General features: G+C 41.2%; 28 protein-coding genes. 23 read left to right on the top strand and 5 right to left on the bottom strand.

Features of this window, described 5'->3' with window-relative positions:
- The first annotated feature begins 13 nt into the window (after positions 1 to 13).
- Entirely contained in the window at positions 14 to 514 is a 501-nt protein-coding gene (locus AC6UD2_RS01245; RefSeq protein WP_500697754.1) for a hypothetical protein, read from the top strand.
- A 48-nt stretch (positions 515 to 562) separates the two neighbouring features.
- Here the strand turns inward: AC6UD2_RS01245 and AC6UD2_RS01240 are convergent, their stop codons facing one another.
- The gene (locus AC6UD2_RS01240; RefSeq protein ID WP_500697753.1) at positions 563 to 2,302 is read right to left on the bottom strand and encodes a phospho-sugar mutase; all 1,740 of its coding nucleotides are present in this window, start codon (positions 2,300 to 2,302) and stop codon (positions 563 to 565) included.
- A gap of 154 nt (positions 2,303 to 2,456) precedes the next feature.
- On the opposite strand from AC6UD2_RS01240, the gene AC6UD2_RS01235 reads away from it, so the two are divergent.
- The 9 genes from AC6UD2_RS01235 to AC6UD2_RS01195 all read left to right on the top strand — a co-directional run bounded on the left by AC6UD2_RS01235 (position 2,457) and on the right by AC6UD2_RS01195 (position 10,637).
- Positions 2,457 to 2,735: a GNAT family N-acetyltransferase gene (locus tag AC6UD2_RS01235; RefSeq protein WP_039143157.1), complete on the top strand. Its 279-nt coding sequence runs from the start codon at positions 2,457 to 2,459 to the stop codon at positions 2,733 to 2,735.
- A 1-nt stretch (position 2,736) separates the two neighbouring features.
- Entirely contained in the window at positions 2,737 to 3,729 is a 993-nt protein-coding gene (gene galE / locus AC6UD2_RS01230; protein WP_500697752.1) for a UDP-glucose 4-epimerase GalE, read from the top strand.
- 14 nt (positions 3,730 to 3,743) lie between these two features.
- Positions 3,744 to 4,643, top strand: coding sequence for a DMT family transporter (locus AC6UD2_RS01225; protein WP_500697751.1), 900 nt, complete (start codon positions 3,744 to 3,746; stop codon positions 4,641 to 4,643).
- 144 nt (positions 4,644 to 4,787) lie between these two features.
- A complete protein-coding gene (locus AC6UD2_RS01220; RefSeq protein WP_500697750.1) occupies positions 4,788 to 7,511 on the top strand; it encodes an MMPL family transporter in 2,724 nt (907 codons plus the stop codon).
- A gap of 161 nt (positions 7,512 to 7,672) precedes the next feature.
- Positions 7,673 to 8,611, top strand: coding sequence for a DMT family transporter (locus AC6UD2_RS01215; protein ID WP_500697749.1), 939 nt, complete (start codon positions 7,673 to 7,675; stop codon positions 8,609 to 8,611).
- An 11-nt stretch (positions 8,612 to 8,622) separates the two neighbouring features.
- Positions 8,623 to 8,934 (top strand): DUF7671 family protein, encoded by a 312-nt coding sequence (locus tag AC6UD2_RS01210; RefSeq protein ID WP_039143143.1) that lies wholly within the window; start codon positions 8,623 to 8,625, stop codon positions 8,932 to 8,934.
- A 22-nt stretch (positions 8,935 to 8,956) separates the two neighbouring features.
- Positions 8,957 to 9,889 carry a DMT family transporter gene (locus tag AC6UD2_RS01205; protein WP_039143139.1) on the top strand — a complete coding sequence of 311 codons (933 nt, stop codon included), beginning with the start codon at positions 8,957 to 8,959 and terminating at the stop codon, positions 9,887 to 9,889.
- An 86-nt stretch (positions 9,890 to 9,975) separates the two neighbouring features.
- Positions 9,976 to 10,239, top strand: coding sequence for a hypothetical protein (locus tag AC6UD2_RS01200; protein ID WP_010022492.1), 264 nt, complete (start codon positions 9,976 to 9,978; stop codon positions 10,237 to 10,239).
- 47 nt (positions 10,240 to 10,286) lie between these two features.
- A complete protein-coding gene (locus tag AC6UD2_RS01195) occupies positions 10,287 to 10,637 on the top strand; it encodes a winged helix-turn-helix domain-containing protein (RefSeq protein ID WP_500697748.1) in 351 nt (116 codons plus the stop codon).
- A gap of 99 nt (positions 10,638 to 10,736) precedes the next feature.
- On the opposite strand, the gene AC6UD2_RS01190 is transcribed toward AC6UD2_RS01195, so the two are convergent.
- Together AC6UD2_RS01190 and AC6UD2_RS01185 are read right to left on the bottom strand one after the other, a co-directional pair.
- Entirely contained in the window at positions 10,737 to 10,955 is a 219-nt protein-coding gene (locus tag AC6UD2_RS01190; protein WP_010022495.1) for a P8 family protein, read from the bottom strand.
- A gap of 58 nt (positions 10,956 to 11,013) precedes the next feature.
- Complete coding sequence (locus AC6UD2_RS01185; protein ID WP_500697747.1) at positions 11,014 to 12,273, bottom strand: MFS transporter; 1,260 nt, start codon at positions 12,271 to 12,273, stop codon at positions 11,014 to 11,016.
- 251 nt (positions 12,274 to 12,524) lie between these two features.
- Here AC6UD2_RS01185 and pyrF point away from each other — a divergent pair, with 251 nt between their 5' ends.
- The 8 genes from pyrF to AC6UD2_RS01145 all read left to right on the top strand — a co-directional run bounded on the left by pyrF (position 12,525) and on the right by AC6UD2_RS01145 (position 20,046).
- On the top strand, positions 12,525 to 13,253 hold the full coding sequence (gene pyrF / locus AC6UD2_RS01180) for an orotidine-5'-phosphate decarboxylase (protein WP_500697746.1): 729 nt from the start codon (positions 12,525 to 12,527) through the stop codon (positions 13,251 to 13,253).
- Positions 13,254 to 13,255: 2 nt separating this feature from the next.
- Positions 13,256 to 13,879 carry an orotate phosphoribosyltransferase gene (gene pyrE, locus AC6UD2_RS01175; protein WP_500697926.1) on the top strand — a complete coding sequence of 208 codons (624 nt, stop codon included), beginning with the start codon at positions 13,256 to 13,258 and terminating at the stop codon, positions 13,877 to 13,879.
- A gap of 146 nt (positions 13,880 to 14,025) precedes the next feature.
- The gene (gene adhP / locus AC6UD2_RS01170; RefSeq protein ID WP_039143129.1) at positions 14,026 to 15,054 is read left to right on the top strand and encodes an alcohol dehydrogenase AdhP; all 1,029 of its coding nucleotides are present in this window, start codon (positions 14,026 to 14,028) and stop codon (positions 15,052 to 15,054) included.
- A gap of 128 nt (positions 15,055 to 15,182) precedes the next feature.
- Positions 15,183 to 16,367 carry an AbrB/MazE/SpoVT family DNA-binding domain-containing protein gene (locus tag AC6UD2_RS01165; RefSeq protein ID WP_500697745.1) on the top strand — a complete coding sequence of 395 codons (1,185 nt, stop codon included), beginning with the start codon at positions 15,183 to 15,185 and terminating at the stop codon, positions 16,365 to 16,367.
- A 59-nt stretch (positions 16,368 to 16,426) separates the two neighbouring features.
- Positions 16,427 to 17,311, top strand: coding sequence for an aldo/keto reductase (locus AC6UD2_RS01160; protein WP_010022503.1), 885 nt, complete (start codon positions 16,427 to 16,429; stop codon positions 17,309 to 17,311).
- 122 nt (positions 17,312 to 17,433) lie between these two features.
- Positions 17,434 to 18,294 carry a hypothetical protein gene (locus tag AC6UD2_RS01155; RefSeq protein ID WP_259739926.1) on the top strand — a complete coding sequence of 287 codons (861 nt, stop codon included), beginning with the start codon at positions 17,434 to 17,436 and terminating at the stop codon, positions 18,292 to 18,294.
- Between the two features lie 117 nt (positions 18,295 to 18,411).
- Entirely contained in the window at positions 18,412 to 19,260 is an 849-nt protein-coding gene (locus AC6UD2_RS01150) for a hypothetical protein (RefSeq protein ID WP_500697744.1), read from the top strand.
- A 99-nt stretch (positions 19,261 to 19,359) separates the two neighbouring features.
- Positions 19,360 to 20,046, top strand: a complete 687-nt coding sequence (locus AC6UD2_RS01145) for a hypothetical protein (RefSeq protein WP_500697743.1) — start codon at positions 19,360 to 19,362, stop codon at positions 20,044 to 20,046.
- Positions 20,047 to 20,100: 54 nt separating this feature from the next.
- On the opposite strand, the gene AC6UD2_RS01140 is transcribed toward AC6UD2_RS01145, so the two are convergent.
- Both AC6UD2_RS01140 and AC6UD2_RS01135 read right to left on the bottom strand, forming a co-directional pair.
- The gene (locus AC6UD2_RS01140) at positions 20,101 to 21,036 is read right to left on the bottom strand and encodes an aldo/keto reductase (RefSeq protein WP_039143114.1); all 936 of its coding nucleotides are present in this window, start codon (positions 21,034 to 21,036) and stop codon (positions 20,101 to 20,103) included.
- 14 nt (positions 21,037 to 21,050) lie between these two features.
- Positions 21,051 to 21,434, bottom strand: coding sequence for a DUF488 domain-containing protein (locus AC6UD2_RS01135; protein ID WP_500697742.1), 384 nt, complete (start codon positions 21,432 to 21,434; stop codon positions 21,051 to 21,053).
- A 137-nt stretch (positions 21,435 to 21,571) separates the two neighbouring features.
- On the opposite strand from AC6UD2_RS01135, the gene AC6UD2_RS01130 reads away from it, so the two are divergent.
- From AC6UD2_RS01130 to AC6UD2_RS01110, 5 genes are read left to right on the top strand one after another with little or no spacing between them, the layout of a single operon-like run.
- Positions 21,572 to 22,114, top strand: coding sequence for a hypothetical protein (locus AC6UD2_RS01130; protein ID WP_010022510.1), 543 nt, complete (start codon positions 21,572 to 21,574; stop codon positions 22,112 to 22,114).
- Positions 22,115 to 22,169: 55 nt separating this feature from the next.
- On the top strand, positions 22,170 to 22,616 hold the full coding sequence (gene fabZ, locus AC6UD2_RS01125) for a 3-hydroxyacyl-ACP dehydratase FabZ (protein ID WP_039143105.1): 447 nt from the start codon (positions 22,170 to 22,172) through the stop codon (positions 22,614 to 22,616).
- Positions 22,617 to 22,636: 20 nt separating this feature from the next.
- The gene (locus AC6UD2_RS01120; protein WP_500697741.1) at positions 22,637 to 23,614 is read left to right on the top strand and encodes a beta-ketoacyl-ACP synthase III; all 978 of its coding nucleotides are present in this window, start codon (positions 22,637 to 22,639) and stop codon (positions 23,612 to 23,614) included.
- A gap of 34 nt (positions 23,615 to 23,648) precedes the next feature.
- Complete coding sequence (locus AC6UD2_RS01115; protein WP_500697740.1) at positions 23,649 to 23,912, top strand: acyl carrier protein; 264 nt, start codon at positions 23,649 to 23,651, stop codon at positions 23,910 to 23,912.
- A 25-nt stretch (positions 23,913 to 23,937) separates the two neighbouring features.
- The gene (locus AC6UD2_RS01110) at positions 23,938 to 24,849 is read left to right on the top strand and encodes an ACP S-malonyltransferase (protein WP_500697739.1); all 912 of its coding nucleotides are present in this window, start codon (positions 23,938 to 23,940) and stop codon (positions 24,847 to 24,849) included.
- Position 24,850: the final 1 nt, after the last annotated feature.

The following is a 24,850-nucleotide window of genomic DNA, read 5'->3' as shown; positions in this document are numbered from 1 at the left end:
AGGGGCTGGTAATTTGAATTTAAAGGGTTGGTTTCATAACTTAACTAATAAAGAAACGCCGAGCCTTTCAGACACAAAATTAGCTGATAACATCGAGTTTATTGATAATGAAGGTAAATACCTGGAAACGGTCGTTAATAGTTTTAGGGACAAATCTGGTCTGGTTCACTACCGGGGTGAGGGTTATACCGTTGAAAATTCGTTTGCCTTTGCCATTGGAGACCTTGTGAATGACGATAATCTCATTGAAAAGTGTACATATTCGATCAAGGTGTTAAAAAGAATGCGTGCACCTAAGAAGTCCAAATTAGCTACATTAATTGCTCAGATGATTAAAATGATCGGTCATGTTTCCGACTACATTAACGGGATGCGACGTGATATGCACAAGGGGACTTCCGGACACGCTGCCATTCAAATGTATTGGCGCAGTGAGAAGGCGATTAAAGACTTTAAAGTCGAAAAGGTGTACACGGTGGCCCTTGTGAATGCTGATAAACCACTAGTTAAGTGAAAATAAAAAAACTGGACTCGTTTGAGTCCAGTTTTTTGATGGTTTAATTTATTGATTTAATAATTCGTCATCGACAGCCTTAACGTAGCTTTGTAGTTTCTTATCAGCAGCTTCCGCAGTATCAGCTTTAACACCAATGTAGAATTTGATTTTTGGTTCAGTTCCAGAAGGACGGATGGCAAGCCATGTGCCATCATCGAGCCAGTACTTTAAGACGTTTGATTGAGGTAAATCAATCTTTTGGGTTGATCCATCCGCCATTGTAGTGGTTGAAGTTTGGAAGTCTTCCAGTTTGACAACTTTAGCACCATTAAATGAAGTCATAGGGTGATCCCTAAAGTTCTTCATGATGGCTGCCATTTTGGACTTACCTTCAAGACCATCAAATTCTTTGGAAATGGTCTTTTCTCTAAAGTATCCATACTTCTTGTAGATTTCTTGTAAGCCGTCGTACAAGGTCATTCCCTTTTCCTTGTAGTATGCGGCTACTTCAGCAAGTAGCAAGGTGGATTGAATGGCGTCCTTATCACGAACGAATGGTTTGATCAGGTAACCATAACTTTCTTCAAAGCCAAACAAGAAGGTGTGATCATGATTTTGTTCAAAGTTCTTGATTTGTTCGGCAATAAACTTAAATCCGGTGAGGACATCTTTCATTTCAACACCGTAGTTCTTGGCAATGTCAGTAGCCAGTTCCGTGGAAACGATTGATTTGACCACGACACCATCCTTAGGAAGGTCACCAGCATCTTTTTTGGCCTGCAAAATGTAATTGAGAAGGACACTAGCAATCTGGTTTCCGGTCATGAGTTTGTATTCGCCATCGGGCTGTCTAACCGCAGCTCCCAGACGATCAGCGTCAGGATCAGTCGCGATGAGGACGTCCGCGTCTTCTTTTTTACCTAACTGAATGGCCAGGTCAAAAGTCTGTGGGAACTCTGGATTAGGAAACGGAGTGGTGGGAAATTCAGGATCAGCGATGGTCTGTTCAACCACGGCATCGTAATTCTTGAATCCAGCGTCTGATAAAGCCCGTCTGGCAATGATTTTACCAGTTCCATGAAGCGGAGTGTAGACAAACTTTAGGTCTTTTCCTACCTTATTAATTAGGTCATGATTAACATTGACGGTTTGAACGGCTTGAAGATAAGGAACGTCGACATTTTCACCAACGATGCTCATCAGTCCGTTATTTCGCAAGTCTTTTTCCTCAGAAACGGGAATCTTGAATAAATCGTCAACCTTACGGACGTAGGTAGTCATTAAATCGGATTCCTTTGGTGGCATCTGACCCCCGTCTTCACCGTAAATTTTGTATCCATTGTACTGTTTAGGGTTATGGCTGGCGGTAATCATGATGCCCGCGTAGGTGTGTAAATGACGAACCGCAAACGATAGTTCTGGGGTAGGGCGAATGTCGTCAAAAACAAACGTCTTAATTCCGTGAGCACCCAATACTCGAGCTGCTTCGTGAGCAAAAAGCTGGGAATTGTAACGAGGATCAAAGCTGATTACCACGCCCCGATTCTTTACCTTAGGATCAAGCGTATCCATTAACTGAGCCAAACCTTCAGTGGCTTGACGAACAGTGTAGACGTTCATTCGGTTAGTTCCAGCGCCTAAGGTTCCCCTCATTCCAGCTGTTCCAAACGAAAGTGAAGAGCCAAAAGCATCTTTGATTTGATCTGGATTATCACGCATTTTTGCTAAATCAATTTTTAATTCTGCGGGCATATCTTCCTGGGAAACCCAGTTTAGGTATTCCTTTTTAGTATCTGTTGAACTCATAATTCTCCTCCTGGAAAGCAATTTTTTCCACGTCGAATAGTGTGAATTGTAACTTCTATAAAGGATTATAGTTAAAGTCTGACACTCCGTCAATGTAAGCGCCTTTATATTGCCATCGTGACTATGATATACTGATATCAAGGTGGTGAGACAAATGAAATTTGATTATGAACCAGGACGTTTTTACGCTAACGATGTACATGGCAACCTAATTGCCGAGGTAACTTTTACTGAAGATAATGGAGTGGTCTCCATTAATGAAACGTTTGTTAACCCAAACTATCGCGGGCAAGGACTCGCTGGGAAGTTAATTATGGTAATGATTGATTACGCTAAGAAAAACCATTACCAGATCAAACCCGTTTGTTCCTTCGCCGTTAAATTTTTCGAAAAAAACACTCAATACGATGATTTATTAGTAGGAGGTAAATAAGATGGCTGTACTAGTTGCCGGAGGAGCCGGATATATCGGTTCTCACATGGTAGATCGCTTGATTAATGAAGGATATGACGTTGTTGTGGTTGATAATTTGTCAACTGGACATCGTCAGGCCATTAATCCAAAGGCAAGGTTTTATGAAGGGGACACCCGTGACTCGGATTTCTTGGACGACGTGTTTTCTAAAGAAAAGATTGATGCGGTCATCCACATGGATGCATTCTCACTCGTTCCCGAATCAATGAAAGATCCACTAAAATACTTTGATAATAATGTAATTGGGATGATTAAGTTACTGGAATCAATGAAGAAAGCGGGCATTAAGTACCTGGTCTTCTCTTCAACTGCCGCTACTTACGGGAATCCAGAACGAATCCCGATTTATGAAAAGGATCGTAAAGACCCCATTAACCCTTATGGTGAAAGTAAATTAATCATGGAACACATCATGAAGTGGGTAGACGATGCCTATGGCATTAAGTTTGTGGCATTACGTTACTTCAATGCTGCTGGAGCCAAGGAAGATGGCTCAATTGGTGAGGATCATCATCCAGAAACGCATTTGATTCCCATTGTTTTAAAGGTGGCAGCCGGTCAGCAGGATACGATGAAGATTTTTGGGGACGATTATGATACTCCGGATGGAACTAACGTCCGGGATTACGTCCATGTCCTTGATTTAGCCGATGCTCATATCTTGGCCATGAAATATCTGGAAAAGGGTAATCCAAGCAATATCTTTAACCTGGGTTCTTCAACTGGCTTTTCTAACAAACAGATTATTGATGCAGCACGAAAAGTGACTGGAAAGAAGATTCCAACTGAGATTGCTCCAAGACGTGGCGGTGATCCTGATACGCTGGTTGCAAATTCTGACAAGGCTCGTGAAGTCCTTGGCTGGAAACCACAATTCGATAATATCGACTCTATCATCAAAACCGCTTGGACGTGGAAAACGAAGCATCCAAATGGTTATGAAGATAAATAAATGGGGCACAAATATTGAAGAAGAGTAAAACTTACATTGGTGTCATCCTAGCGATTGCTGGTGCCATCATGTGGGGAATTCAAGGACCAGTTTCGCAGTTTTTGTTTCAAGACAAGAGTTTTTCAACGGAATGGCTTATGGGAGTTAAGATGTCGGTTGCTGGCATCTTAATTCTTTTGTTTACAAAATTTGTTCAAAAGAATCACATTTTAAAGATTTGGCATACGGGTCGAAGCTGGATGATCCTGCTTTGTTATGCCATTTTCGGACTTTCAGCGGTTCAGTACCTTTATTTACTTACGACGCGTGCCAGTAATGCAGCCACTTCGACGATCATGCAGAGTTTAGGAACGGTTATCATCATGATCCTAACCGTCATCGTCTATCATCAAGCTCCGACAATTCAACAGGGTGTAGCCGTTATTGTGGCCCTAATTGGAACCTGGTTACTGGTAACAAAGGGTGACCTAACGCATTTAGCGATGAGTCCGAAGGCGTTCACCCTTGGCCTTTGTTTGGCATTCGCGGGAGCTCTTCAGACCATGCTGCCAGTTAAACTGCAGGAAAAGTTCAGCACGTTTGTCATCATTGGGTGGGCCATGATCGTTGGTGGCGTAATTTTTACCTGTATCCATCCCTTCTGGGTCGATGTTCCTCATCTGACGCTTGGCGGAATCTTAGGAGTGGCCTTTATTGTACTTTTTGGCACAATGCTGTCATTTCTTTGTTTTACTTCCAGTCTACGATACGTATCCGCTACCACCGCGGGACTACTAGATACGTTTGAACCACTCTCAGCAACCATTGGAACGGTTGTGTTTTTGCACACTAGTTTCAATCTTTACGAAACTATCGGTGGCATTTTGGTCTTGAGCACCGTCTTTATCCTGGCAATTAGACCGCGAAAATCGTAATGATAGCACTAACTAATTAGTTGGTGCTTTTTTAATTGACTTGTTTTCGTTGTATTGCTTGTTTGTGATCAATTTTGTATAATTGAAAGCGTTACACATGAATTAATATGTTAATTAAAATATTAAGCGTTGAGGAGGAGTTCGATGAATAAATTCGTCAAAAAATACATATTTTTTGCGGCATTCTGGGTCATTGCTGTTTTAGCCGCTGTCTTATTTTTGCCTAACATTTCACAGATAACTGCGGAACACGGACAAACTAAGATTCCAGCTAACATGCAGAGCCAGGTTGCAGAAAATATTCAAAAGCACTGGGGTCATCACATTAGTGATACTAGACAAGTGGTCTTGGTATACAACAATGGTGATAAAAAGATTGATGCGGGCAAACAAGCCGACATTAATCACACTGTCTCAAAGTTAAAAAATAATGCTGATTACTACGGCATCAAGGGTGTAACGTCCGCTAATGAAAATGCGGCGACTAAGAAACAGCTGATTTCAAAGGATGGTACCACTGAGCTGGTCCAACTGAATGTTTCTAAGAAGGATTCGGTTGAGACGATGAATAACAAGCTTAAAAAGGGTGCCAAAACGTCGAATCTGAAGTCGTACGTCACTGGGTCGGACGTTTTAAACGATGATATGCGGCAATCGATGATTGACGGAATTAAACAGACCGAGGTTATTGCCGCCGTCTTCATCTTGATTGTCCTGATCATTGTCTTCAGATCGCCAATTGTCCCATTAATTTCACTATTAACCGTGGGAGTATCGTTCATCGTTTCCTTGAGCGTTGTGATGAATTTGGCTAAGTACATGAACTTCCCACTGTCAAACTTCACCCAAGTCTTTATGGTGGTGGTCTTATTCGGGATTGGAACGGATTACAATATCCTGCTGTACGACAGGTTTAAAGATAATCTGGGTCAAGGAATGGATAAGGTTGAAGCCACCGTGGACGCGAGAAAACGAGCTGGAAAGACCATCCTTTATAGTGGGGGATCCGTTTTAATCGGGTTCTTTGCACTGGGACTGGCGAAATTCTCTATTTACCAGTCCGGAGTAGCCGTTGCCATTGGGGTAGTCGTTCTCCTGTTGGTTCTACTTTCATTGAACCCATTCTTTATGGCACTCCTTGGTAAGACCATGTACTGGCCTGCCAAGAATCTTTCCCCCAAGAAGCGTGGAAGTCGCATTTGGCACTTCCTTTCAAGTCATTCGGTGGCTCATCCCATCATCGCGATTGCGTTGGTCTTAGTCCTAACGCTGCCACTGATCTTCTTTACCGGAAAGAGTAGCTTAAACTACGATAATTCGGTTGAACTAAGTGATTCATTGCCTTCTAAACAGGGATTGAACACGGTTCAGCAACACTTCTCCAAGGGAACTGCTGAACCTTCCACCATTTACATTCAATCTAAGCATAAAGTTAACAACGAGAAATCGATGATGGAGATTGACCGCATCACTCGTCAATTGAAGAAGAACAAGGAAATTAAGACGGTTGCGTCGGTTACCCAACCAAGTGGGGAACCGGTAAATCAACTCTACTTAAATAATCAACTTGGTACGCTTAATAGTAAGATGCAACAAGCTAACGCAGGATTAAGTCAGATTCAGGCCGGGGCTAACGGTGGTTCCTTTAATGCCGATCAACTAAGGTCGATTGGAGCTTCAGCTCAATCCATTGGAAATCACTTGAAGACCATTCAAGGGGTTAGTGGGGCAAGTACTACTCCTGGTCAAACTTCTGGTCAGGCAGTAATTGCTCAGATGCAGCAACAGGCAACTGCCATGGGATCACCAATGAGCCCACAACAGTTACAAATCGTTGCTAGTGGACTTCAAAACGTTAGTTCTCAAGTTCAGATGCAACAAGCATCTGCGATGTCTGGTTTGCAAAATGAATTAACTGGTATTGCTTCAGACACACAAAATATCGGAAACAATGCGCAAGCCATGGGGCAACAACTCCAAGGAATTCAGTCACAATTGACACAGGCTAACGCTGGTCTTAATAAGATTAATCAGGGAATGCAACAATCCAACGAATACCTGACGGGACTTCAAGATTCAGCTGCCGCTGCTAATACGTTCTACATTCCAAATCAGGTACTTAAGAGTAAAACCTTTAAGCAATCGTTGAATAATTACGTCTCCTCAAACGATAAGATTACTAACATTACCGTTGTTTTGAAGGATAATCCATCCAACGCGAAGTCAATGAACCTTGTTAAGAATGTGCAAAACCAAGTTAAGCAGTCTCTTAAAGGAACCAGTCTAAATGACGCTACCGTTGCCATTGGTGGTGAAACAGCTACGATGTCTGATACCCATGACATTGCATCGCAAGACTTCTTTAGAACGGCCGTTATCATGTTGGTTGGAATCCTGATTGCGTTGATGTTTGTAACGCGTTCCATTTTGCAACCACTCTATATTGAAGGAACGTTGATTTTGACGTACTTCACTTCGTTAACGTTAACCCGTTTGTTCTCAGAGACCTTCTTAGGCCAAAGTATGTTAACTTGGAATACACCGTTCTTCACCTTTATTATGCTGATTGCGTTGGGTGTTGATTACAGTATCTTCCTGATGATGAGGTATCGTGAGACCACGGATGGATCACCAGCGGAACGAATTGTAAGTTCTGCCAACTACATTGGTGTTGTGGTATTGTCAGCTGCCGTCATCTTAGGTGGTACCTTTGCCGCACTGATTCCATCTGGAATCTTGACACTGATTCAGGTTGCCATTGGTGTCATCATTGGTTTGATTATTCTAGTAATTATCTTGCCAATCCTGTTACCAGCTGCCATTCGTTTAACTTATCAGCCAATTAGCTTTAAACGAAATAAGAACTAAGCTTAAGCTTTAAATTAAAAGAGAGATCAGTTTTGACTGACCTCTCTTTTTTGTGTCATCTAAAATGACATGGGCTATTGACCGGCTTTCGCTTTACGCCTAAAATTAACTTATTAATATGTAAAAAAATAAATCGGTCGTGACCGAGTTAGGGTGAAAATATGAGTGAAGCTAAGACTAGCATCGGAAAAAGTAAAGTATTAAAAGGGATTGCCTGGGCAACCCTGGCATCAACCTTTTGGGGTATTTCTGGAGTGGTCCTTCAGTTTGTCTCACAAAATGCTGCCATTCCAGCCTCATGGTTCTTGTCAGTAAGAACCATTTTTTCTGGAATTTTGCTTTTAGTAATCGGATCCATCATGTATGGAACCAAGATTTTTCATGTCTTTAAAGACTGGAAGTCCATTATTTGTATCGTCGCTTATGGAATCATTGGATTAGGTGCTAACCTAATGTCATTTTACCTTAGTGTTCAGGATGGAAATGCTGCTTCGGCAACGATCCTGCAGTACTTATCGCCATTATTTATCCTGTTGGGTGGATTTTTGTTCATGCATAAGCGACCTTACAAGATCGATTTAATCGTTTTTCTACTAGCTCTTGTAGGGGTCTTTCTGGCAATTACCAAGGGTGACATTAATCAATTAGCCATCCCACTTCCAGCCCTACTTTGGGGAATTGTTTCTGGAATTACCGCCGCTTGTTACGTGGTCATCCCTCGTCCACTAATGGAAGAAAATTCACCCATCGTGGTTCTCGGTTGGGGAACTTTGATTGCGGGCTTGGTCTTTAACATTCATCAACCAGTCTGGGTTGGGGTTCCACACCTAACTACTGGTGCCATCGTTGGAATTGGAGCCATCGTAATCATTGGAACGGTCATTCCATTTGCATGTTTGCTTCACAGTTTGCACTTTGCTTCCTCAGAAGACGTTAGTTTGGTGGATGCTGTTCAGCCAGTGGTCACTTTCATCTTGAGTGTGCTCTTCTTACATACTAAGATTAGTTTGATGGAAGTAGTTGGATCGGTGTTGGTAATTCTCGCAATTTACATTTTGCAGGATTCCAAGCGCCGGAACGTGAAACAACAGAAGCTGTAACAAAGATAATCATGGCAAATAAATATAAAGTAATGCGTTTTACCGGAGTTCCACTGGCAATGGATGATGCCGGTAATTATGTAATTAAAAAAGATGAGAACGGCAATTTTAAACTTCATACTTGGCGAATTGGAAAACATACCAGGGGCCATTTTCATCGGATCGGTCAAGTTTTTTTAACGGAAAATCGATTAAGGGTTGCCATTGTGCAGGATTTTAGTGTATCTTTTAACAAACGGCATCGGTATACGCCGATGGAGCGTTTTTTAGATGACTATGTTGATAAAAAAGTTATTGATGAAGCTGAGTCACACTTGGATTAATTGGAAACTTTGAGGAGATAATATGAAAAGTAGAACAGGTAAGATGAGCAACACCGTTAAGGGAATTTGTTTAGCGGCGTTTGCGTCAACTTCATGGGGTGTTGCTGGTGTCATTACACAGTATGTTTCACAAAATGTTGGGATTCCAGCTTCCTGGTTTCTATCAGCCCGTACCACTGGTGCGGCCATTGTTTTGTTACTAGTTAGTGCCATTATTTATGGTAAGGGAATCTTTAGTGTCTTTAAGTCGTGGAAGTCAATCATGTGGTTGGTTTTGTATGGTTTGTTTGGACTAGCAGCTAACATGGGAAGTTTCTATGTCAGTATTCAGACCGGTAACGCAGCGGCAACTACGATCTTGCAGTACCTATCACCACTGTTTATCTTATTAGGTGGATTTGTGTTTATGCATAAAAAGCCGATGAAGATGGACATCGTGGTCTTCGTTTTGGCCTTGGCTGGAGTGTTTTTATCAATTACCAAGGGTGATATTTCACAACTATCAATTCCAATGGACTCATTTTTCTGGGGAATTATTTCTGGAATTACCGCCGCTTTATACGTGGTTCTGCCACGTCCATTGGCTCACGATAATTCACCCATCGTTGTTCTTGGTTGGGGAACTTTAATTGCCAGCTTGGCCTTTAACATTAATCACCCGGTATGGACCAACGTTCCCCACTTAGGAATGGGCGGAGTGCTTGGCGTTTGCGGAATCATCCTGTTCGGAACTTTGCTTACTTTCTCCTCACTAATCTACGCTTCTCGTTTTACCTCATCAGAGGTCATCAGTTTACTGGATGCGATTCAGCCAGTAGCGACCTTTGTCCTGAGTGTGATCTTCTTACATACTCACATTAGTTGGGTTGAAGTCTTAGGTGCTGTCCTGGTTATTCTGGCGGTTTATATCCTTCAGTATGTACAACGCCACAAGAATCAAGAGGAGCTCTTATAACTTTCTTAAGCATTTGAGCATATTGGTTTGAAAGCCCAATCTTTCAGGATATAATAGTGTCAATCTTAATAAAGGGAGAGATTATTATGGCAGAAGAAAGTAAAGAAACAAAAGCATTGGACAAAATTTCAGAAATCATGAACAAGTTGCAAAAGACTTTGGACAAAGAAGGCACTGAATCAAAAGAGGGCCACAAAGTTCATAGTTGGTTGGAAGAACACCGTGCTATTCATGAAATCAAACGAACCCTTCACGAAGTTGGCAAGTTCGACAAGTTTGACTCAGCCGCTTACGACAAATTCATGAAGGATTACGAAAAAGTTGTTAATGATTTGGACGACAACGATTAATAATCTATAATTTCTAGGGAAGCTGCAATGGTAGCTTCTCTTTTTTTGTGAGGATCTTTAAAAAGAAGGGAAATGATAATTTGGCAGGTACGACGAATGAGTTCAGCTTTGATGGATTCACTTTAAATCCGGCGGTAGGTGAGTTGAGTAGTAATACGCAATCCATTAAATTAACCGCTACTGAAACCTCGCTGATGGTGCTTTTTATTGAGCACAAAGACAAGTTAGTATCAAAAAAAGAATTAATGACTTTTCTGTGGGCCAACGGTGCTTTTATTGATAAAGATGCCATTGAAGATGATATCAGCAGATTGAGACATAAACTTGGTCAAGTGGGTTTAAAAGATAAGATCAAGACGGTGCCAATGCGAGGATATAAGTTGGTTACAAATCGGTAGGGTTAATAATCAAAAAGAGAGATGACAAAAATGTCATCTCTCTTTCTTTGTATAAAAAAGAATCCATCAATTAATTGATGGACTCAGGAAAATAAAAAATTATTTCTTAAGTAACTTTTCAGCATCAGCTTTAACGTCGTCATCGCTCATGTCTAAGTACTTTTCCATGTCGGATTCAGTCTTCATGGTGTCATGACTGTTATCTTCCATGTAGTGGTCCCATAAGGCATCACGGACAGGAATTGAGTCATCGCTCCAATCAAATACTTCTGACATCTTTTCGTCTAATACACGTGGTGTTTCAAAATCATCAGCCATGTTATATATCCCCTTTTCATTTATTCACTTCTATTTTAATTCTTTTTAACAAAAAGTGTTAGCTATTTGCACTTAATTTCGCCTTTTTACTTAATTTTTTGATGCCAGGAATGCTTAACATTGTCACAAAGCTAATTAAATATAGAACGGAAAGGAAAATCATTACAACCATCAGGTTATACTGGTCCATTAAAATCCCAATGATCACCGATGACATTCCGCCAACCGCTCGACCGACACCAACAATAATGTTGTTAGCACTACTTCTAACCTCGGTGGGGTAGAGTTGACTGACAACTGCACCATATCCGCCATACATCCCATTGGAGAAGAAACCGACGATCGCTCCAATTACTAGGAGGGCAATCGTAGTGTGAGCGAGTACTAGGAGATAGACCATGATTGACGAGGCAATTAAAAAGATGCCAAATGAAAGTCTAGGACCAATGCGATCCAAGATGGAACCAAAGGTCATCATTCCCACACTCATTCCGATAATGGTGGAAATCATCCAAAGTGATGATCCGGCAACGTTCAATCCACTTTGCTTTTGAACGATGGTGGGTAACCAGTTCATAAGGCCGAAATAACCAGCGATTTGGACGGTGGTCATGATCATTAAACCGATACTTTGATAAGATGTTTGAAAGTCAGAAAACATGTATTTTCGAATGGCTTCTGTGGTAGAAATGGTTTGTTCCTGCTTGGACTTCAGAAATTCATTGGATTCCGAAAGGTGTCGGCGAACGAAGAAGATTAAGACAATGGGAATTAATCCAAATAGGTAGAGTGCGTGCCAACCCAAGTGGGGAATAATAAAAGCAGCTAAGACGGCCGCAAGCAGTGCACCGACTTGACCGCCAACCGAGGCAATCGACGACATTTTACCTAACTTATTCTTGGGAAAGGCTTCCGCAAGGAGCGTAATTCCCAGCCCGTATTCACCGCCTGCTCCGATTCCGGTCAGTAGTCTCAAAAAGTAAATGAGATGGATGTTGTTGGCAAATCCCATTAAAGCCGTCGCAAACGCAAAGATGAAGATGGTGTATGTAAACGTTTTGACCCTGCCAAATCGATCGCCCAGAAAGCCAAAGATGACTCCACCAAGTAACATTCCCCAGTTAGTAATGGTTCCAATCAGACCGGCAGCTCCGGCTGAAATGTGGAGCGAAGCAATCATCGAACTCATCGTGAAAGATAGAAAGAGCACATCCATGTTTTCAAGACCAAATCCAGAACTAGATGATAGTAAAACTAGTTTTTGGTTCTTGCTCATTGCGTGGCTGTGCTCAGTATCATTGGTTATATTATTATCCATAATTTCCTCCAAATTAAGACTCACAGGTCTTTTTTATTTGTTGCTGTTAGCGATTATTGCATAGCAAAATTATTTTCGCAAGGTCCAATTTGAACTTGACGAGCCGACCAATCTTCCCTATATTAGGAGTAATCATTAATTAAATTGGTTCAGAGAAGCCAAAATTATGTTTATCAATTCATATAAATTTAATTCTAAAGGACCATTCTCTGACATTTGTCTCGGAATGGTCCATTTTTGTGAGGTAAAAAATGAAAAAAACAATGATGATCGCGTTGGATTTTCCAACCCAAATGGATGTGAATACTTTTCTTGATCAATTTCCGTATCCAGAACAGTTGACTGTTAAGATTGGGATGGAACTCTTTTACCATTACGGACCAGAAGCAGTGCGGGAAATTCAAAATAAGGGATGCTCGATTTTCCTGGATCTAAAGTTAATGGACATTCCCAATACGGTTTATGCTGGAATGTTTCAACTGGCCAAACTGGGAGTCGATTACGTGACGGTCCATACCCTTGGTGGTAGTGAGATGATGCGTGCCGCCAAACGGGGGCTAGTTGATGGGAGTGCGGAGGCAAATAAGAAGGTGCCCGAACTACTGGGAGTAACCGAATTAACCTCCATTTCCCAGATGGCGCTTACTAACGAGCAAAACTGTTCGTTAACTATGAATGAACAGGTCGTTTCCCTTGCTAACTTAGCCAAAGCATCCGGTTGTGATGGCGTAATTACGTCCGCCAAAGAATTGAGTGATCTTGTGGAACAGGTCGGCGATGATTTTGACTACGTGGTTCCTGGCATCCGGAGCAAGGATGACGCCAGTGAGGATCAGAAGCGGGTGGCAACTCCAGAGCAGGCTCGAGAACACGGTGCTTCCGCCATTGTCGTCGGAAGGCCAATTACTCAGAATGAGCATCCCTATCGAGCCTATCAAAAGTATGATGATGAATGGAATCTTAAGAAAAGGGTGGATTAATGATGAATACAACTAGCATTTTAAAGGACCTCGTGAGTGATCGAATTGTCCAACTCAACTCCAGTCAGCCGTTTACGTTTGCGAGTGGGATTAAGTCGCCAATCTATACGGACCTTCGTTTGACCATTTCGTATCCGGAGTTAAGACGTAAAATTTATCAGGCCCTTGGTCAGTTGATTGAAACTAACTTTCCTAACACCACTGTCATTGGCGGTGTTGCTACCGCTGGCATTCCTCATGCTGCGTGGGTAGCGGAAGAAATGCAGTTACCGATGATCTACGTCAGATCCAAGCCCAAAGATCACGGAACCAGTAAACAAATCGAGGGAAGGGTAACTCCGTCTGACCACATTGTTTTAATTGATGACCTGATTTCAACCGGTGGAAGCGTGATTAAAGCTTCCAAAGCAGTTCAAGCTGACGGCTATCAAGTTGACGGGGTGGTTTCAATTTTCTCCTATGGGTTTGCGGACGCTACTGATAATTTTAAAAAGGCTAATTTAAAATTTGTGCCACTACTAACTTATCCAGAATTAATTAAGCAAATGCTTAACGATGAACAAATTCAAAATGATGAGTATGAACGGTTGAACAAGTGGCACCATGATCCATGGTCATGGAAATAAATTACCGTTTTTATTTCCCAATTTTTAAGGATATATTACGATCTGTTATCGCTTACAATTCGTTATTGACACGTGAAAAATTTAACTATATGATAGGAATTGTTGATAGATAGATGAATATAGTTACAAAAATAGGAGAAGTGATTATGGTTAAAGCAGCAGTTGTTAGAGATAATTCAGATGGATATGTAGACGTTAAAGACGTCAAGTTACGTCCAATTCATGAGGGTGAAGCCCTAGTTAAAGTTGAATATTGTGGTCTTTGTCACACTGACTTGCACGTGGCTTCAGGTGATTTCGGTGAGGTTCCTGGCCGAATCATTGGACATGAAGGCGTTGGCCGAGTAATTCAAGTTGCCGACGATGTAACCGACTTAAAGATTGGTGATCGGGTTTCGATTGCCTGGTTCTACTCAGCCGACGGAACTTGTGAGTACTGTGTTACTGGGAATGAAACTTTATGTCGGAACGTTAAAAACTCCGGGTTCACTGTTAATGGTGCGATGGCTGAAGAATGTATCGTAGACGCTAAGTACGCTGTTAAGGTTCCAGAAGGTTTGGATCCCGTAGAAGCAACTTCATTAACCTGTGCTGGTGTTACGACTTACAAAGCCTTGAAGATTGGTGACACGAAACCAGGTAAGTGGGTTGAAGTCGTAGGTGCCGGTGGTTTAGGTAACCTTGGAGTTCAATTAGCTCACAACGTTTTTGGTGCCCCAGTGGTTGTCGTTGACGGTGACCCCAAGAAGTTGGAAGCCGCTAAAAAGAACGGTGCCGATGTTTTGATTAACCGTCACGATGGTAACGTAGCTGAACAAATCCAGGACAAGGTTGGCGGTGTTTACGATTCTATCGTTACGGCCGTTAATCCAGACGCTTTCACTCAATCAGTTAACGCCTTGAGACCTAATGGAACATTGGTTGCCGTTGCTCTTCCTAAGGGTGACATGGCACTTAACATTGATAAGACGGTTCTTGACGGCATCAAGGTTGCTGGTTCACTTGTGGGAACTAGACAAGACCTAAGAGAAACCTTCCAGTTCGGTGCTGAAGGAAAGGTTAAACCAATCGTTAGAACCGACAAATTGGAAAACATCAATAACGTCATTGATGACATGAAGGCCGGTAAGATTGTTGGTCGAGTTGTCTTTGATTTCACTGGTGACGACAAATAATTTAAACTTATAATTAATTAAGAAGCAGAATTGTTCAAATTCTGCTTCTTTTTTTAATAATTACTTCGATGTTCGTTATAATGGAGAAATGAGATTATTTTTAAATTCATAACGAACGAGGAAGCATAATGAAAGAAAAACCCAAGTATAAAATTGCCATTCCAAATCAAGTGGTAGAACGCTTGCACATTAAGCCCGGTGCTAAATTGAAGCTAGCGTTACGGCGGCAAGGGATGATAGTTGAAAAAATCAATGATGGGAGTACGGACTCTTGGAACGTGTCCATCTGGTGGTCACTCGTTCCGGCCATTTTAACTGCCATCATGGTTCTAATATTTTTTAAGTATCGGAATTTTCGAATTATTCCCTTGAGTGGTCAGTTTTCGATTGCAAGTGGAACCATTATTTTTGGTCTGATTTTTGGTGCACTCTTATTCACGCTTTTTCTGGTGAAGAGTCGGAAAAATCCGCAAAATACCATTTATCGCAACATTTATTGGCGAAATTTCCCAACGATTGTCCTGTCATTTACGGCTAGCTTGTTGGTTGGATTGCTGGGAATCTTTTGGATTCTGGGAATTGCCTTTAAGGGAGCAACGTTTGATGTTTATACAGCGACTATCATCATTGCGGTTTTAGAGGGAATCGTGAACTACGTCATGATCGGGGTAGCCGTGGCTTTGACGCCCACGTTACTAGTTGATCTCTTGAACCTGATTATCGTGTCTGGAGTCCTCATCTCCATGTCGTCTAACAGTCATCGTTACTGGTGGAAGCATAACCTGAGCTTTCTTGGAACCAGTCGGGCCACTGATAGCTGGCAGTTTAATTTGACCATTATTTTCTCGGCTTTGTTGATGTGGGCCGTGATTGATTTCTTGTTTGTTTCATTGAAGTCGGTGCAAAAGCCCACGGTTCAGACTTGGGTTTTAAGGACCCTGATGACCCTAATGGCTTTTAACGTTGCTGCGATCGGGATCATTCCAAATGACATTCAGGTTCCGTGGATGCACTTCTGGCATACGCAGTTTGGGTGGTCGTTAGTCTGGATTATCATTATTTTAATTGCGGGAATTCGGTGGCTGTGGCCGGGGATTTCCAAGAACTTTTTAAAGACCTCTTATCTGATTGGTTTTCTCCTGGTACTAGCCAGTATTCTCTTCCAGGTCGTGCACTACTTTTCACTTACAGCTTTTGAGATTACCTCGTTTACGTTGGCGTTTGCGTGGATTTTGATGTTATTTCAGTACATTTTAAACGTCGTGAACAAGGGAATTCTAGATTTTACGGTTACTTTAACCCAAAATAAATAAGCAGAATCCATGAAATAAATAGCGTGATATCCTACAATGTATTCATGGAGGTGTTAAGTATGAGTAGAGACTTAGAATCAAAAGTACGTTTAAATAATGGCGTTGAAATGCCCCAATTAGGAATGGGTGTTTGGAAGAGTAACAACAAAACTGCCGCTCAATCCGTTGAATGGGCACTAAACGATGGTTATCGAGCAATCGATACCGCTAAACAATATGGTAATGAAGCCGGTGTTGGTGAAGGTCTGAAAAAGGGCTTAGCTGACAATGGATTAAAACGTGAAGACGTTTTTCTAACAACTAAAGTATTTAACGGTGATCAAGGATATGACTCAACACTTGAAGCTTTTGAAGGCCAATTGAAGCGTCTTCAAACTCCATACGTTGATTTACTATTGATTCACTGGCCAGTAAATGGCAAGTACAAGGAAACATGGCGCGCCCTTGAAAAGATTTATCATGAAGGTAAAGCTCGCGCAATTGGAGTTTCAAACTTCAACATTCGTCGTCTTAGAGACTTAATGAAGCATTCTTCCGTAAAGCCAGCCGTTAACCAAATGGAATTCCATCCATTGGAACAAGAAGCTGACATTAAAGAATACTGTGATTTAAATGACATCAAACTCGAAGCATGGTCACCACTTGGTGGTGGAGAAGCCTTAGGCAATCCACTTGTTAAGAAGTTGGCTGAAAAGTACGGTAAATCAACCGCACAAATCATCCTTCGTTGGGACATGCAACGTGGTATTATTTCAATTCCAAAGTCAGCTCACGAAAAGTATATCCAAGCTAATGCTGACATCTTTGACTTTGAACTTGATGATGACGACATTCGTTTAATTAACAGTCTAAACGTTGACAAGCGTTCAATTTGGTACGGTGACTTCCGTTGGAACGGAAATCCTGATGCTCCAGTTGACACTGTTGATCAATGGGACGATTAATATTAATCAAAAGAGAAGCATAGGCTTCTCTTTTTTATTGCCTGCAATGGCGACTGATAGCGTTTTTATTAAGATTTAGTTATAATAAAAGGGTAAAACAAATTAACAAAGGGAGAAATATTATGATTATTAAAGCAATTAAAAGTGCCTTAAATATCACTAAAAAGCATTTTTGGATCTTGCTGGCAATGGTTGTTCCCGCTATCCTAATCTCTGCGATTCTTGGCGGAGTTGTTAGCAGCCTGCAGAATTCTGAAGCTTTGAGTTTAAGTTATAGTTTTGGTGCTAGTTTTAGTGTCTGGTTAATATCCGTCTTGGTTGGAATTATCGGAGTGGTTCTGTTCGAGTCGGCCGCCATGGGTTATCTTACTGGTGATGAGACCGAGACCTTTAAGTTTGAAGATGCCTTTGTGGCCTTTAAACAAGGGAATACTTGGTTGGTAGCAGCCTTATACGCTGCCTTCATGGATCTGATTAGCTTCATTTTTGGAGCACTGTTTGTTGCCGCTGTTGGGGTAATTAGTGCGTCATTTGTACCCCAGGCCTTTGGTTTTAATACCACAACCGCTCAGATCATTGCTCTGATTATTGTGGGCATTGTGATTTTGGCTTTAGTCGGAATCGCTTGGATTTTCGTTGCTACCGGCCTAGCCTTTATCTACCTAACTTACTTTGACGCTAAACGGAAGGGTCAAGAATTGCATTTGATGGCTGGATTCTCGAAATCTTGGAACCTCATGAATGGTAAGCGTTGGGATTTGATTGGTTTGAAACTTTTGACCTTAATCATTGCCGTCGTTACCTTTGCTATCATTGCGGTAGTTGGGGCCTTGTTATGGTGGATCTTTGCCTCAATGCTAACTTGGACCGTCTTTGCGATTGTACTAGAAGCAGTTTTGGCTGTTCTTGCCGTTGCTATTTCAATTTTTTACACGGTATGGTTCGCAATGGCTAATATCAAGTTCTACGAAGAAATTAAATAGTTAATAAGATAATTTTAAAAGAGAAGCTGATGGGCTTCTCTTTTTTTGTGGATTTTCATTTTACGCAAAAGTTCGTTATCCTGGACCTAATTAATTTTAAGGGAGAGTATCATATCTATGGCAATTGAAGCAATTAGTAAAGCACTTAGTACCACCAAAAAATATTTCTGGCGACTCCTCTTGATGACGGTTCCGTATGTGATTATTTATTTCGCTTTAACTGGGATCGAGATCTATTTTATGAAGGAAACCCAGATCATGAACTTGGACGATATTTTTACATCAGGGGTTTCAATGATCATGCGGATCGTGATCACACTTATCACCAACATTTTGGGGATATCCATTATTATGGGATATCTTTTGGGTGAAAAAGACGATCATTTTCCCTTTAAAAATGCGTTTGCAGTTTTTACTAGGGGTAACACGTGGCTGATTTCGATTGGTTATTCACTTCTTATAATTGTGATTATGATTTTATACGCTGGTGTCACGATAGGTGGAATTTTGGGGATTGCGACCCTGTTAGGAAGCTTTTCCCTAAACGTGTGGCTGAAACTGTTGATTGCGATCGTCGGGATTGGTTTAATAGTTGCCTGGTTCTTTTTGTATGCTTACGTTGGATTAGGACTGCAGTTTATGTATCTGGCTTACTTTGAAGCCAAGGGACAAAATAAGCACGTTTCCTTCTTTTATGGTATTAGAGCCTCTTTAGAAATGATGAAGGGACACCGATGGAGCCTCTTTGGATTCAAATTTACCTTATTATTAGTTGCCCTGGCAATTTTCCTGTTGTTAGGAATTATCGGAATTATCTTATGGGCGATCTTTGCTGTTGCTCTATCGTTAAGGATTTTAGGAACCATCTTTCTGATTTTAATTGGTCTGATGGCGTTTGCAGTTTTTCTTTTCTTTAATGTATGGATTTTCATGGGTTACGCAAAATTTTATGAGGAAATTAAATAACAAAATGAAGCACAACCAGCCACTTGGTTGTGCTTTTTACATTGTCAAAACGAACGGGGCGTGTGATAATTCTAGTAACGGAAAATGGAGGAATTACATATGATTGCAAACGCAATGACGAAATCGTGGGAAGTTGTTAAGAAACACTGGTGGATGATGTTTTTAATGGGGATTCCGGCCGGAATTGTTGGGGCATTTTCTGATCCTTCAATGCTATTGAAGCTGCAGGGAATGCAAAGGGCCCTTTTCTCAATCTTTGAGCTAATTGTCGGGTTAGTGGGCATCTTATTTTCAGCCTCGTTAGCAATGGGATATGCCAAAAGTATGCAGACGGGGAGTTTCAAGTTCAAGAATGCCTTTGTGGCTTTTAACCGGAAGTATAACTGGCCCGTTATTATTCTTGTGGGACTTTTGATGGCACTTGCTGAAGCATTTGCAACGCTACTGTTCATCGTTCCCGGAGTAATTTTATCCGTTGGTTGGGGACTATGGATGTATTCGTATCAAGACAGTATTGAAGCTGGCGATGAGGTTGGCATTACCCAGGCATTTACGGATGCATGGAAAACGACTAAGGGATACAAATGGAACTTCTTTAGATTACAACTGTTGTTTTTCTGCATGTACATGGTGTTAACCATTCTGCTGACCGCCATCACCTCAGCTTTTAAGGGGAATGGGATCGTTGTTGCTGTGGTTTCAGTGCTAGTCTATATCCCGATGATCATCATTAGCTTTTGGAACTCAGCGGCTCAGATTATTTTCTATCGCGAAATTAAAAAGTAAATTAACGTAAAAAAAGAGCTTACCATCGGTAAGCTCTTTTTAGTATTCTAATTATTATTTAAAAAGGGTATTAATTTGATCGTACTCAGCATGAGTAAGATTGATATCCAAGGCTTTAGCATTACTCTTAACTTGTTCTGGTTTCTTAGCACCAGGAATGACAACTGTGATATCGGGATTCTTGATGTACCAAGCTAGGACAATTTGGGCAATTGTGGCATCGTGTTTGTCAGCAATTGGCTTTAATTGATCAACCTTATCAACGATTTTTTCAAATTCTTTACCCTTAAAGTCAGGGTTATCATGTCTAATATCGTCTTCAGGGAACTTGGTTTCCTTACTGTACTTACCGGTCAAAAGACCTGATGCCAGTGGGAAGAATGGTACAAATGAAATATCATGTTCCTTCAAGTATGGGAATCTCTCTTTTTCTGCCGAACGGTCGATTAGGTTGTATTCCTCTTCATCAATGTCAACTAAGCCGTCAAGGTTAGCTTGTTTCAATTGGTCCATTGACATGTTTGAGACTCCGATGGCACGAATCTTACCAGCTTTTTTCATTTCATTTAGAGCAGCAACCGATTCGTTTAATGGAGTGTGATCGTCTGGAAAATGAATGTAAAAGATGTCAAGGTAGTCCGTTTGAAGTCGTTTGAGGCTATCTTCAACGCATTGCTTCAAGTATTCTGGTGAGTCGTCGATCACAACGCTGCCATCACTTTGAACTTTTTGACAACCCTTGGTAGCGATCTGGATCTTGGAACGATCATAATCTTTGATGGCTTCACCAATAAGCTTTTCTGATTCACCCATGCCGTATGCAAAAGCGGTGTCCAAAAGGGTGATTCCAGAATCTAGGGCTGTTTTAACAATTTCGATTCCAGTTTGATCACTTAGATTAGGGAACAAGTTATGTCCACCAACGGCATTGGTACCTAAACCTAATGGAACTGTGGTGACGTCTGATTTACCGATTTTTACTGTTTTCATGTTAAATTCCTCCATTACTGATTGAGTTCTGCTTTAACCTCTGGTTGGTCTAGCAAGTAGTGATAGATAATAATTGCTTGATTGTGCTTGGTATCCTTCGCTCCATACAATAAAATTACGTTACCAGATTTTAGATGAGTGGCCACTAATGATACAAATCCTGGCATCTGTGAATTGTTTTTTAATTCTTCCAGGTATTTTTGTTTGAATTCATCAAACTTAGCTGGATCATGTCCGAACCACTTCCGAAGGTCGGTGCTTGGGGCAATTGATTTAAACCAGACATCCAGATCGGCATTGACCTTGGAAATTCCACGGGGCCATAACCGATCCACTAAAATACGATAACCGTCTTTATCAGCGGGTTTGGTGTAGATTCGTTCAAGCTTTAATTCCATTTTTCTTGCCTACCTCCATCGATTATTGAATCTCTTGTACTATAAGTAAGTATACGATATTTGAGGGTGCAAACGTTAGAATTTAGTCTCCGATGTGGTAAAATCAAGTGTTAAAAAATTTAAGGAGGGACAGTATATTGGTTAGAAAAAATCGGATTTCGGATGGCATTTCAAAGTTGCATGGATCAGCCAATGGATTTTTGAAAAAATTTCAAACTGAAATCGATGAAAAGCGACATCCTAATAAACGAAGAGTGATTGATGGAACAGATATTGAACTGGCGCCACGACAAAAAATCGAACGTCATCGTTATCCTGATTTGGTGGACTATGGGACCTATTATTCTGCGATGATGAATAATGGTCATACTGTTCTGGTTAATCCAGATTACCCTGAATATAGTGTTGAAGTGATGCCTGGATCCTATGATCAGGAACATCATTTCATGAATGACACCAAACATTGGCGGATGTATTATGTTGATGGTGTTGGAATTGATCGATATTCAGCCCCAATTCCCGAATCATACGATTACTTACAAGATATGGATAGCGACGAAGCCGATAAATTTCCTGGAATTCCTGGAGATCGATACGGAAATCGTTGGGCAATTGGATATAATTCGAAGGATAAAGTTTTGTTAGTAAGTAATGAAGCTTTGAGCTTAAATAAGCGTTAGGGTGTTACCAAACGTCACATCTGTAACGTCAAACTAAATTTTGTGAGATGAAAAAATGGAACAGTTAAGCATTGATAAAATTATGGAAATTCTTCCAAACAAAAATCCGACCTTATTTGTGGACCGGGTGGACCAACTAACTCCAGGCGAGTCAATTGATGCAGTGAAAAACGTGACCGCTAATGAAAACTATTTTCAGGGTCATTTTCCTGGCTTTCCATTAATGCCGGGAGTCTTAATTGTTGAGACCCTTTCTCAGGTGGCGTCAATCCTAATTTTGAAATCAATTGATGAAGATCCCCAGAAGAAAGAAACGAAACTCGATAAAACAAAGAACGTCAAGTTTCGTCACATGGTTCGACCCGGCGATACTTTGAAAGTTCACGTTGATCTTAAAGAAGCTGCTAACGGCAGATACGTTGTAGCAGCTGATGGTGAAGTGGACGGTAATAAGGCCTGCTCGGCCACCTTGGAGTTTTCGTTAGCAGATCGGCTTGATTGATGATTAGTAGGTGTTAGGTAATGAGTGCTTTTAAGATTATGGCAAGTTCCAAGAGTGTCCCACATCGGGTGGTCACTAATGATGACCTAGCTCAGATTATGGATACTTCTGATGAATGGATTAAGCGACGCACGGGAATCTCACGCCGGCACATTGCAACGGAAGAATCAACTACTTCAATGAGCATTGAGGTTGCCCAAGCGCTTTTAAAGAAGGCCCGAATTGATCCCAAAGACTTGGATTACGTGATTGTAGCCACGATGTCGTCTGATTATCAGACACCAGCAACGGCTGCCAGCGTTCAGGGAGCTATCGGCGCCACGAACGCGGTTGCTTTTGACATCGACGCAGCATGTACTGGTTTTGCATTTGGAACGTCGATCCTTAATTCACTGTTAGCAAAAAAGAGCGGTAGTTGTGGAATCTTGATTGGAGCAGAAGTTTTAAGTAAACTTCTGGACTGGTCAGATCGATCAACCGCCGTGCTTTTTGGTGATGGGGCAGCTGGGGTGTTAGTTCAAAATGATCCCAGCTCATCTTCACAAGTTTTAGGGGAATCGCTTAAGACTTTTGGTAATTTAGGTTCAGCGCTAACTGCTGGCCATTTTGCTGACGTTACTCCTTTTGGCAAAAATCCAAACCAAGAAAAACAATTTTTCAAGATGGATGGGCACCAAGTTTTTAATTTTGCTTTAAAAAAGGTTCCACTTTCAATTAAAGAAGCACTGACTGATGCGGATTTATCACTCAATGACATTGATGTTTTTGTCATGCATCAGGCCAATGCACGTATCATTGCGAGTGTTGTCAGAAAGCTGGGCTTACCAAAAAATCGATTCCCGATAGATATTGATGAGTACGGCAATACAGCGGCGGCCAGTGAACCGCTGCTATTGGCAGATTTGCTTACAAGCGGTAAAATTCAAAGAGGGAACAAGATTGCCCTTGTCGGTTTTGGTGGCGGATTAACTACTGGAACTGTTATAATTAATTATTGAGAACAAATAAATTTTATTAATGGAGTGATTATTTATGGCTGAAAAAGCAGATAAGAATCAGATTTTTGACAAGATTAAATCGGTGGTTACGGACCAAACCGATATCAACCCAGATGACATCAAGATGGATGCCAACTTCAAGGATAACTTAGACTTAGATTCACTAGATATCTTTGAAATCGTTGATGCCTTAGAAGATGCTTACGACATCGAAATTGACAGTGACGAAGGTATGGAAACTGTTTCTGACTTGGTTGATTACGTTGCCGAACAGATTGACGACAAGGACAAAAAGTAAATAAGATTTAGGAGTGTTTTGAATTTTGAAAATCGGTTATTTATTCAGTGGACAGGGACAACAGTTTCCTGGCATGGGATCTGACTTGTATCAAAATAATGATACTTATCGAAACGTGGTCGATACCGCGTCACGGACTTTAAATCTCGATTTATCCGATCCCAAGGTTTTTGACGATCCTGAAAACACTCAGGTTGCCATCTTAACGATGAGTTATGGTATTTATCGCATTTTAGCGGATCAATTACCAAAGGCTCAAGCGATGATGGGACTTAGTTTGGGTGAATATAGTGCTTTAGTATCCGCTAAAGCACTATATTTTCAATCAGGATTAAAACTAGTTCGGGATCGAAGCCACTATATGGATGAAGCCGGGAAACAAAATCCAGGCTCCATGGCAGCGGTCCTAAAAATTGACCCGGACGTAGTGGTCGATGTTACCAGTAAAATTGACGGAGCGTATCCTGCCAACTTTAATACAAGTGAACAAACTGTGATTGGTGGAACCAAAGCCGGGGTTGAAAAAGCCAGCGCGGTCCTTAAGGAACGGGGTGCTAAGCGCGTCGTTCCATTAAAAGTGGCGGTGTCTTCTCACACGCCACTTATGCAATTAGCGAGTGATTTGCTGGCCAAGCGCATGGATAACGTCGCATTTAAGACTCCTACCATCCCAGTTATTAGTAACACCGATGTGGATCTCTTTAATGAGAATAATCTGGCCGATACGTTGACACGTCAATTAGTTAACCCCACCCATTTTAGAGAAGATTTGGAATTGATGGTTAATAATTATGGGGTTGATACGCTCATTGAGATCGGGCCTGGAAACACCCTAACTAAATTTGTGAAAAAAACGCTTAAAGATATTAACGCGTATAGTGTTGATAGTTTAAAGAAATTAACTGACTTACAAGAAAAACTTGGTTTGGAGGACTAAT

The organism is Fructilactobacillus sp. X2R5C2 (genome assembly GCF_059901375.1).
The sequence above is the reverse complement of the archived record's forward strand: the minus strand, read 5'-3'. Positions and strand labels throughout refer to the sequence as shown.

Bases quoted from the DNA above. Each gene is read 5' to 3' on its own strand.
- AC6UD2_RS01240 (WP_500697753.1), bottom strand. From the start codon at position 2,302: ATGAGTTCAACAGATACTAAAAAGGAATACCTAAACTGGGTTTCCCAG.
- AC6UD2_RS01235 (WP_039143157.1), top strand. From the start codon at position 2,457: ATGAAATTTGATTATGAACCAGGACGTTTTTACGCTAACGATGTACAT.
- galE (WP_500697752.1), top strand. From the start codon at position 2,737: ATGGCTGTACTAGTTGCCGGAGGAGCCGGATATATCGGTTCTCACATG.
- AC6UD2_RS01220 (WP_500697750.1), top strand. From the start codon at position 4,788: ATGAATAAATTCGTCAAAAAATACATATTTTTTGCGGCATTCTGGGTC.
- AC6UD2_RS01215 (WP_500697749.1), top strand. From the start codon at position 7,673: ATGAGTGAAGCTAAGACTAGCATCGGAAAAAGTAAAGTATTAAAAGGG.
- AC6UD2_RS01210 (WP_039143143.1), top strand. From the start codon at position 8,623: ATGGCAAATAAATATAAAGTAATGCGTTTTACCGGAGTTCCACTGGCA.
- AC6UD2_RS01205 (WP_039143139.1), top strand. From the start codon at position 8,957: ATGAAAAGTAGAACAGGTAAGATGAGCAACACCGTTAAGGGAATTTGT.
- AC6UD2_RS01200 (WP_010022492.1), top strand. From the start codon at position 9,976: ATGGCAGAAGAAAGTAAAGAAACAAAAGCATTGGACAAAATTTCAGAA.
- AC6UD2_RS01190 (WP_010022495.1), bottom strand. From the start codon at position 10,955: ATGGCTGATGATTTTGAAACACCACGTGTATTAGACGAAAAGATGTCA.
- AC6UD2_RS01185 (WP_500697747.1), bottom strand. From the start codon at position 12,273: ATGGATAATAATATAACCAATGATACTGAGCACAGCCACGCAATGAGC.
- pyrF (WP_500697746.1), top strand. From the start codon at position 12,525: ATGAAAAAAACAATGATGATCGCGTTGGATTTTCCAACCCAAATGGAT.
- pyrE (WP_500697926.1), top strand. From the start codon at position 13,256: ATGAATACAACTAGCATTTTAAAGGACCTCGTGAGTGATCGAATTGTC.
- adhP (WP_039143129.1), top strand. From the start codon at position 14,026: ATGGTTAAAGCAGCAGTTGTTAGAGATAATTCAGATGGATATGTAGAC.
- AC6UD2_RS01165 (WP_500697745.1), top strand. From the start codon at position 15,183: ATGAAAGAAAAACCCAAGTATAAAATTGCCATTCCAAATCAAGTGGTA.
- AC6UD2_RS01160 (WP_010022503.1), top strand. From the start codon at position 16,427: ATGAGTAGAGACTTAGAATCAAAAGTACGTTTAAATAATGGCGTTGAA.
- AC6UD2_RS01155 (WP_259739926.1), top strand. From the start codon at position 17,434: ATGATTATTAAAGCAATTAAAAGTGCCTTAAATATCACTAAAAAGCAT.
- AC6UD2_RS01150 (WP_500697744.1), top strand. From the start codon at position 18,412: ATGGCAATTGAAGCAATTAGTAAAGCACTTAGTACCACCAAAAAATAT.
- AC6UD2_RS01145 (WP_500697743.1), top strand. From the start codon at position 19,360: ATGATTGCAAACGCAATGACGAAATCGTGGGAAGTTGTTAAGAAACAC.
- AC6UD2_RS01140 (WP_039143114.1), bottom strand. From the start codon at position 21,036: ATGAAAACAGTAAAAATCGGTAAATCAGACGTCACCACAGTTCCATTA.
- AC6UD2_RS01135 (WP_500697742.1), bottom strand. From the start codon at position 21,434: ATGGAATTAAAGCTTGAACGAATCTACACCAAACCCGCTGATAAAGAC.
- fabZ (WP_039143105.1), top strand. From the start codon at position 22,170: ATGGAACAGTTAAGCATTGATAAAATTATGGAAATTCTTCCAAACAAA.
- AC6UD2_RS01120 (WP_500697741.1), top strand. From the start codon at position 22,637: ATGAGTGCTTTTAAGATTATGGCAAGTTCCAAGAGTGTCCCACATCGG.
- AC6UD2_RS01115 (WP_500697740.1), top strand. From the start codon at position 23,649: ATGGCTGAAAAAGCAGATAAGAATCAGATTTTTGACAAGATTAAATCG.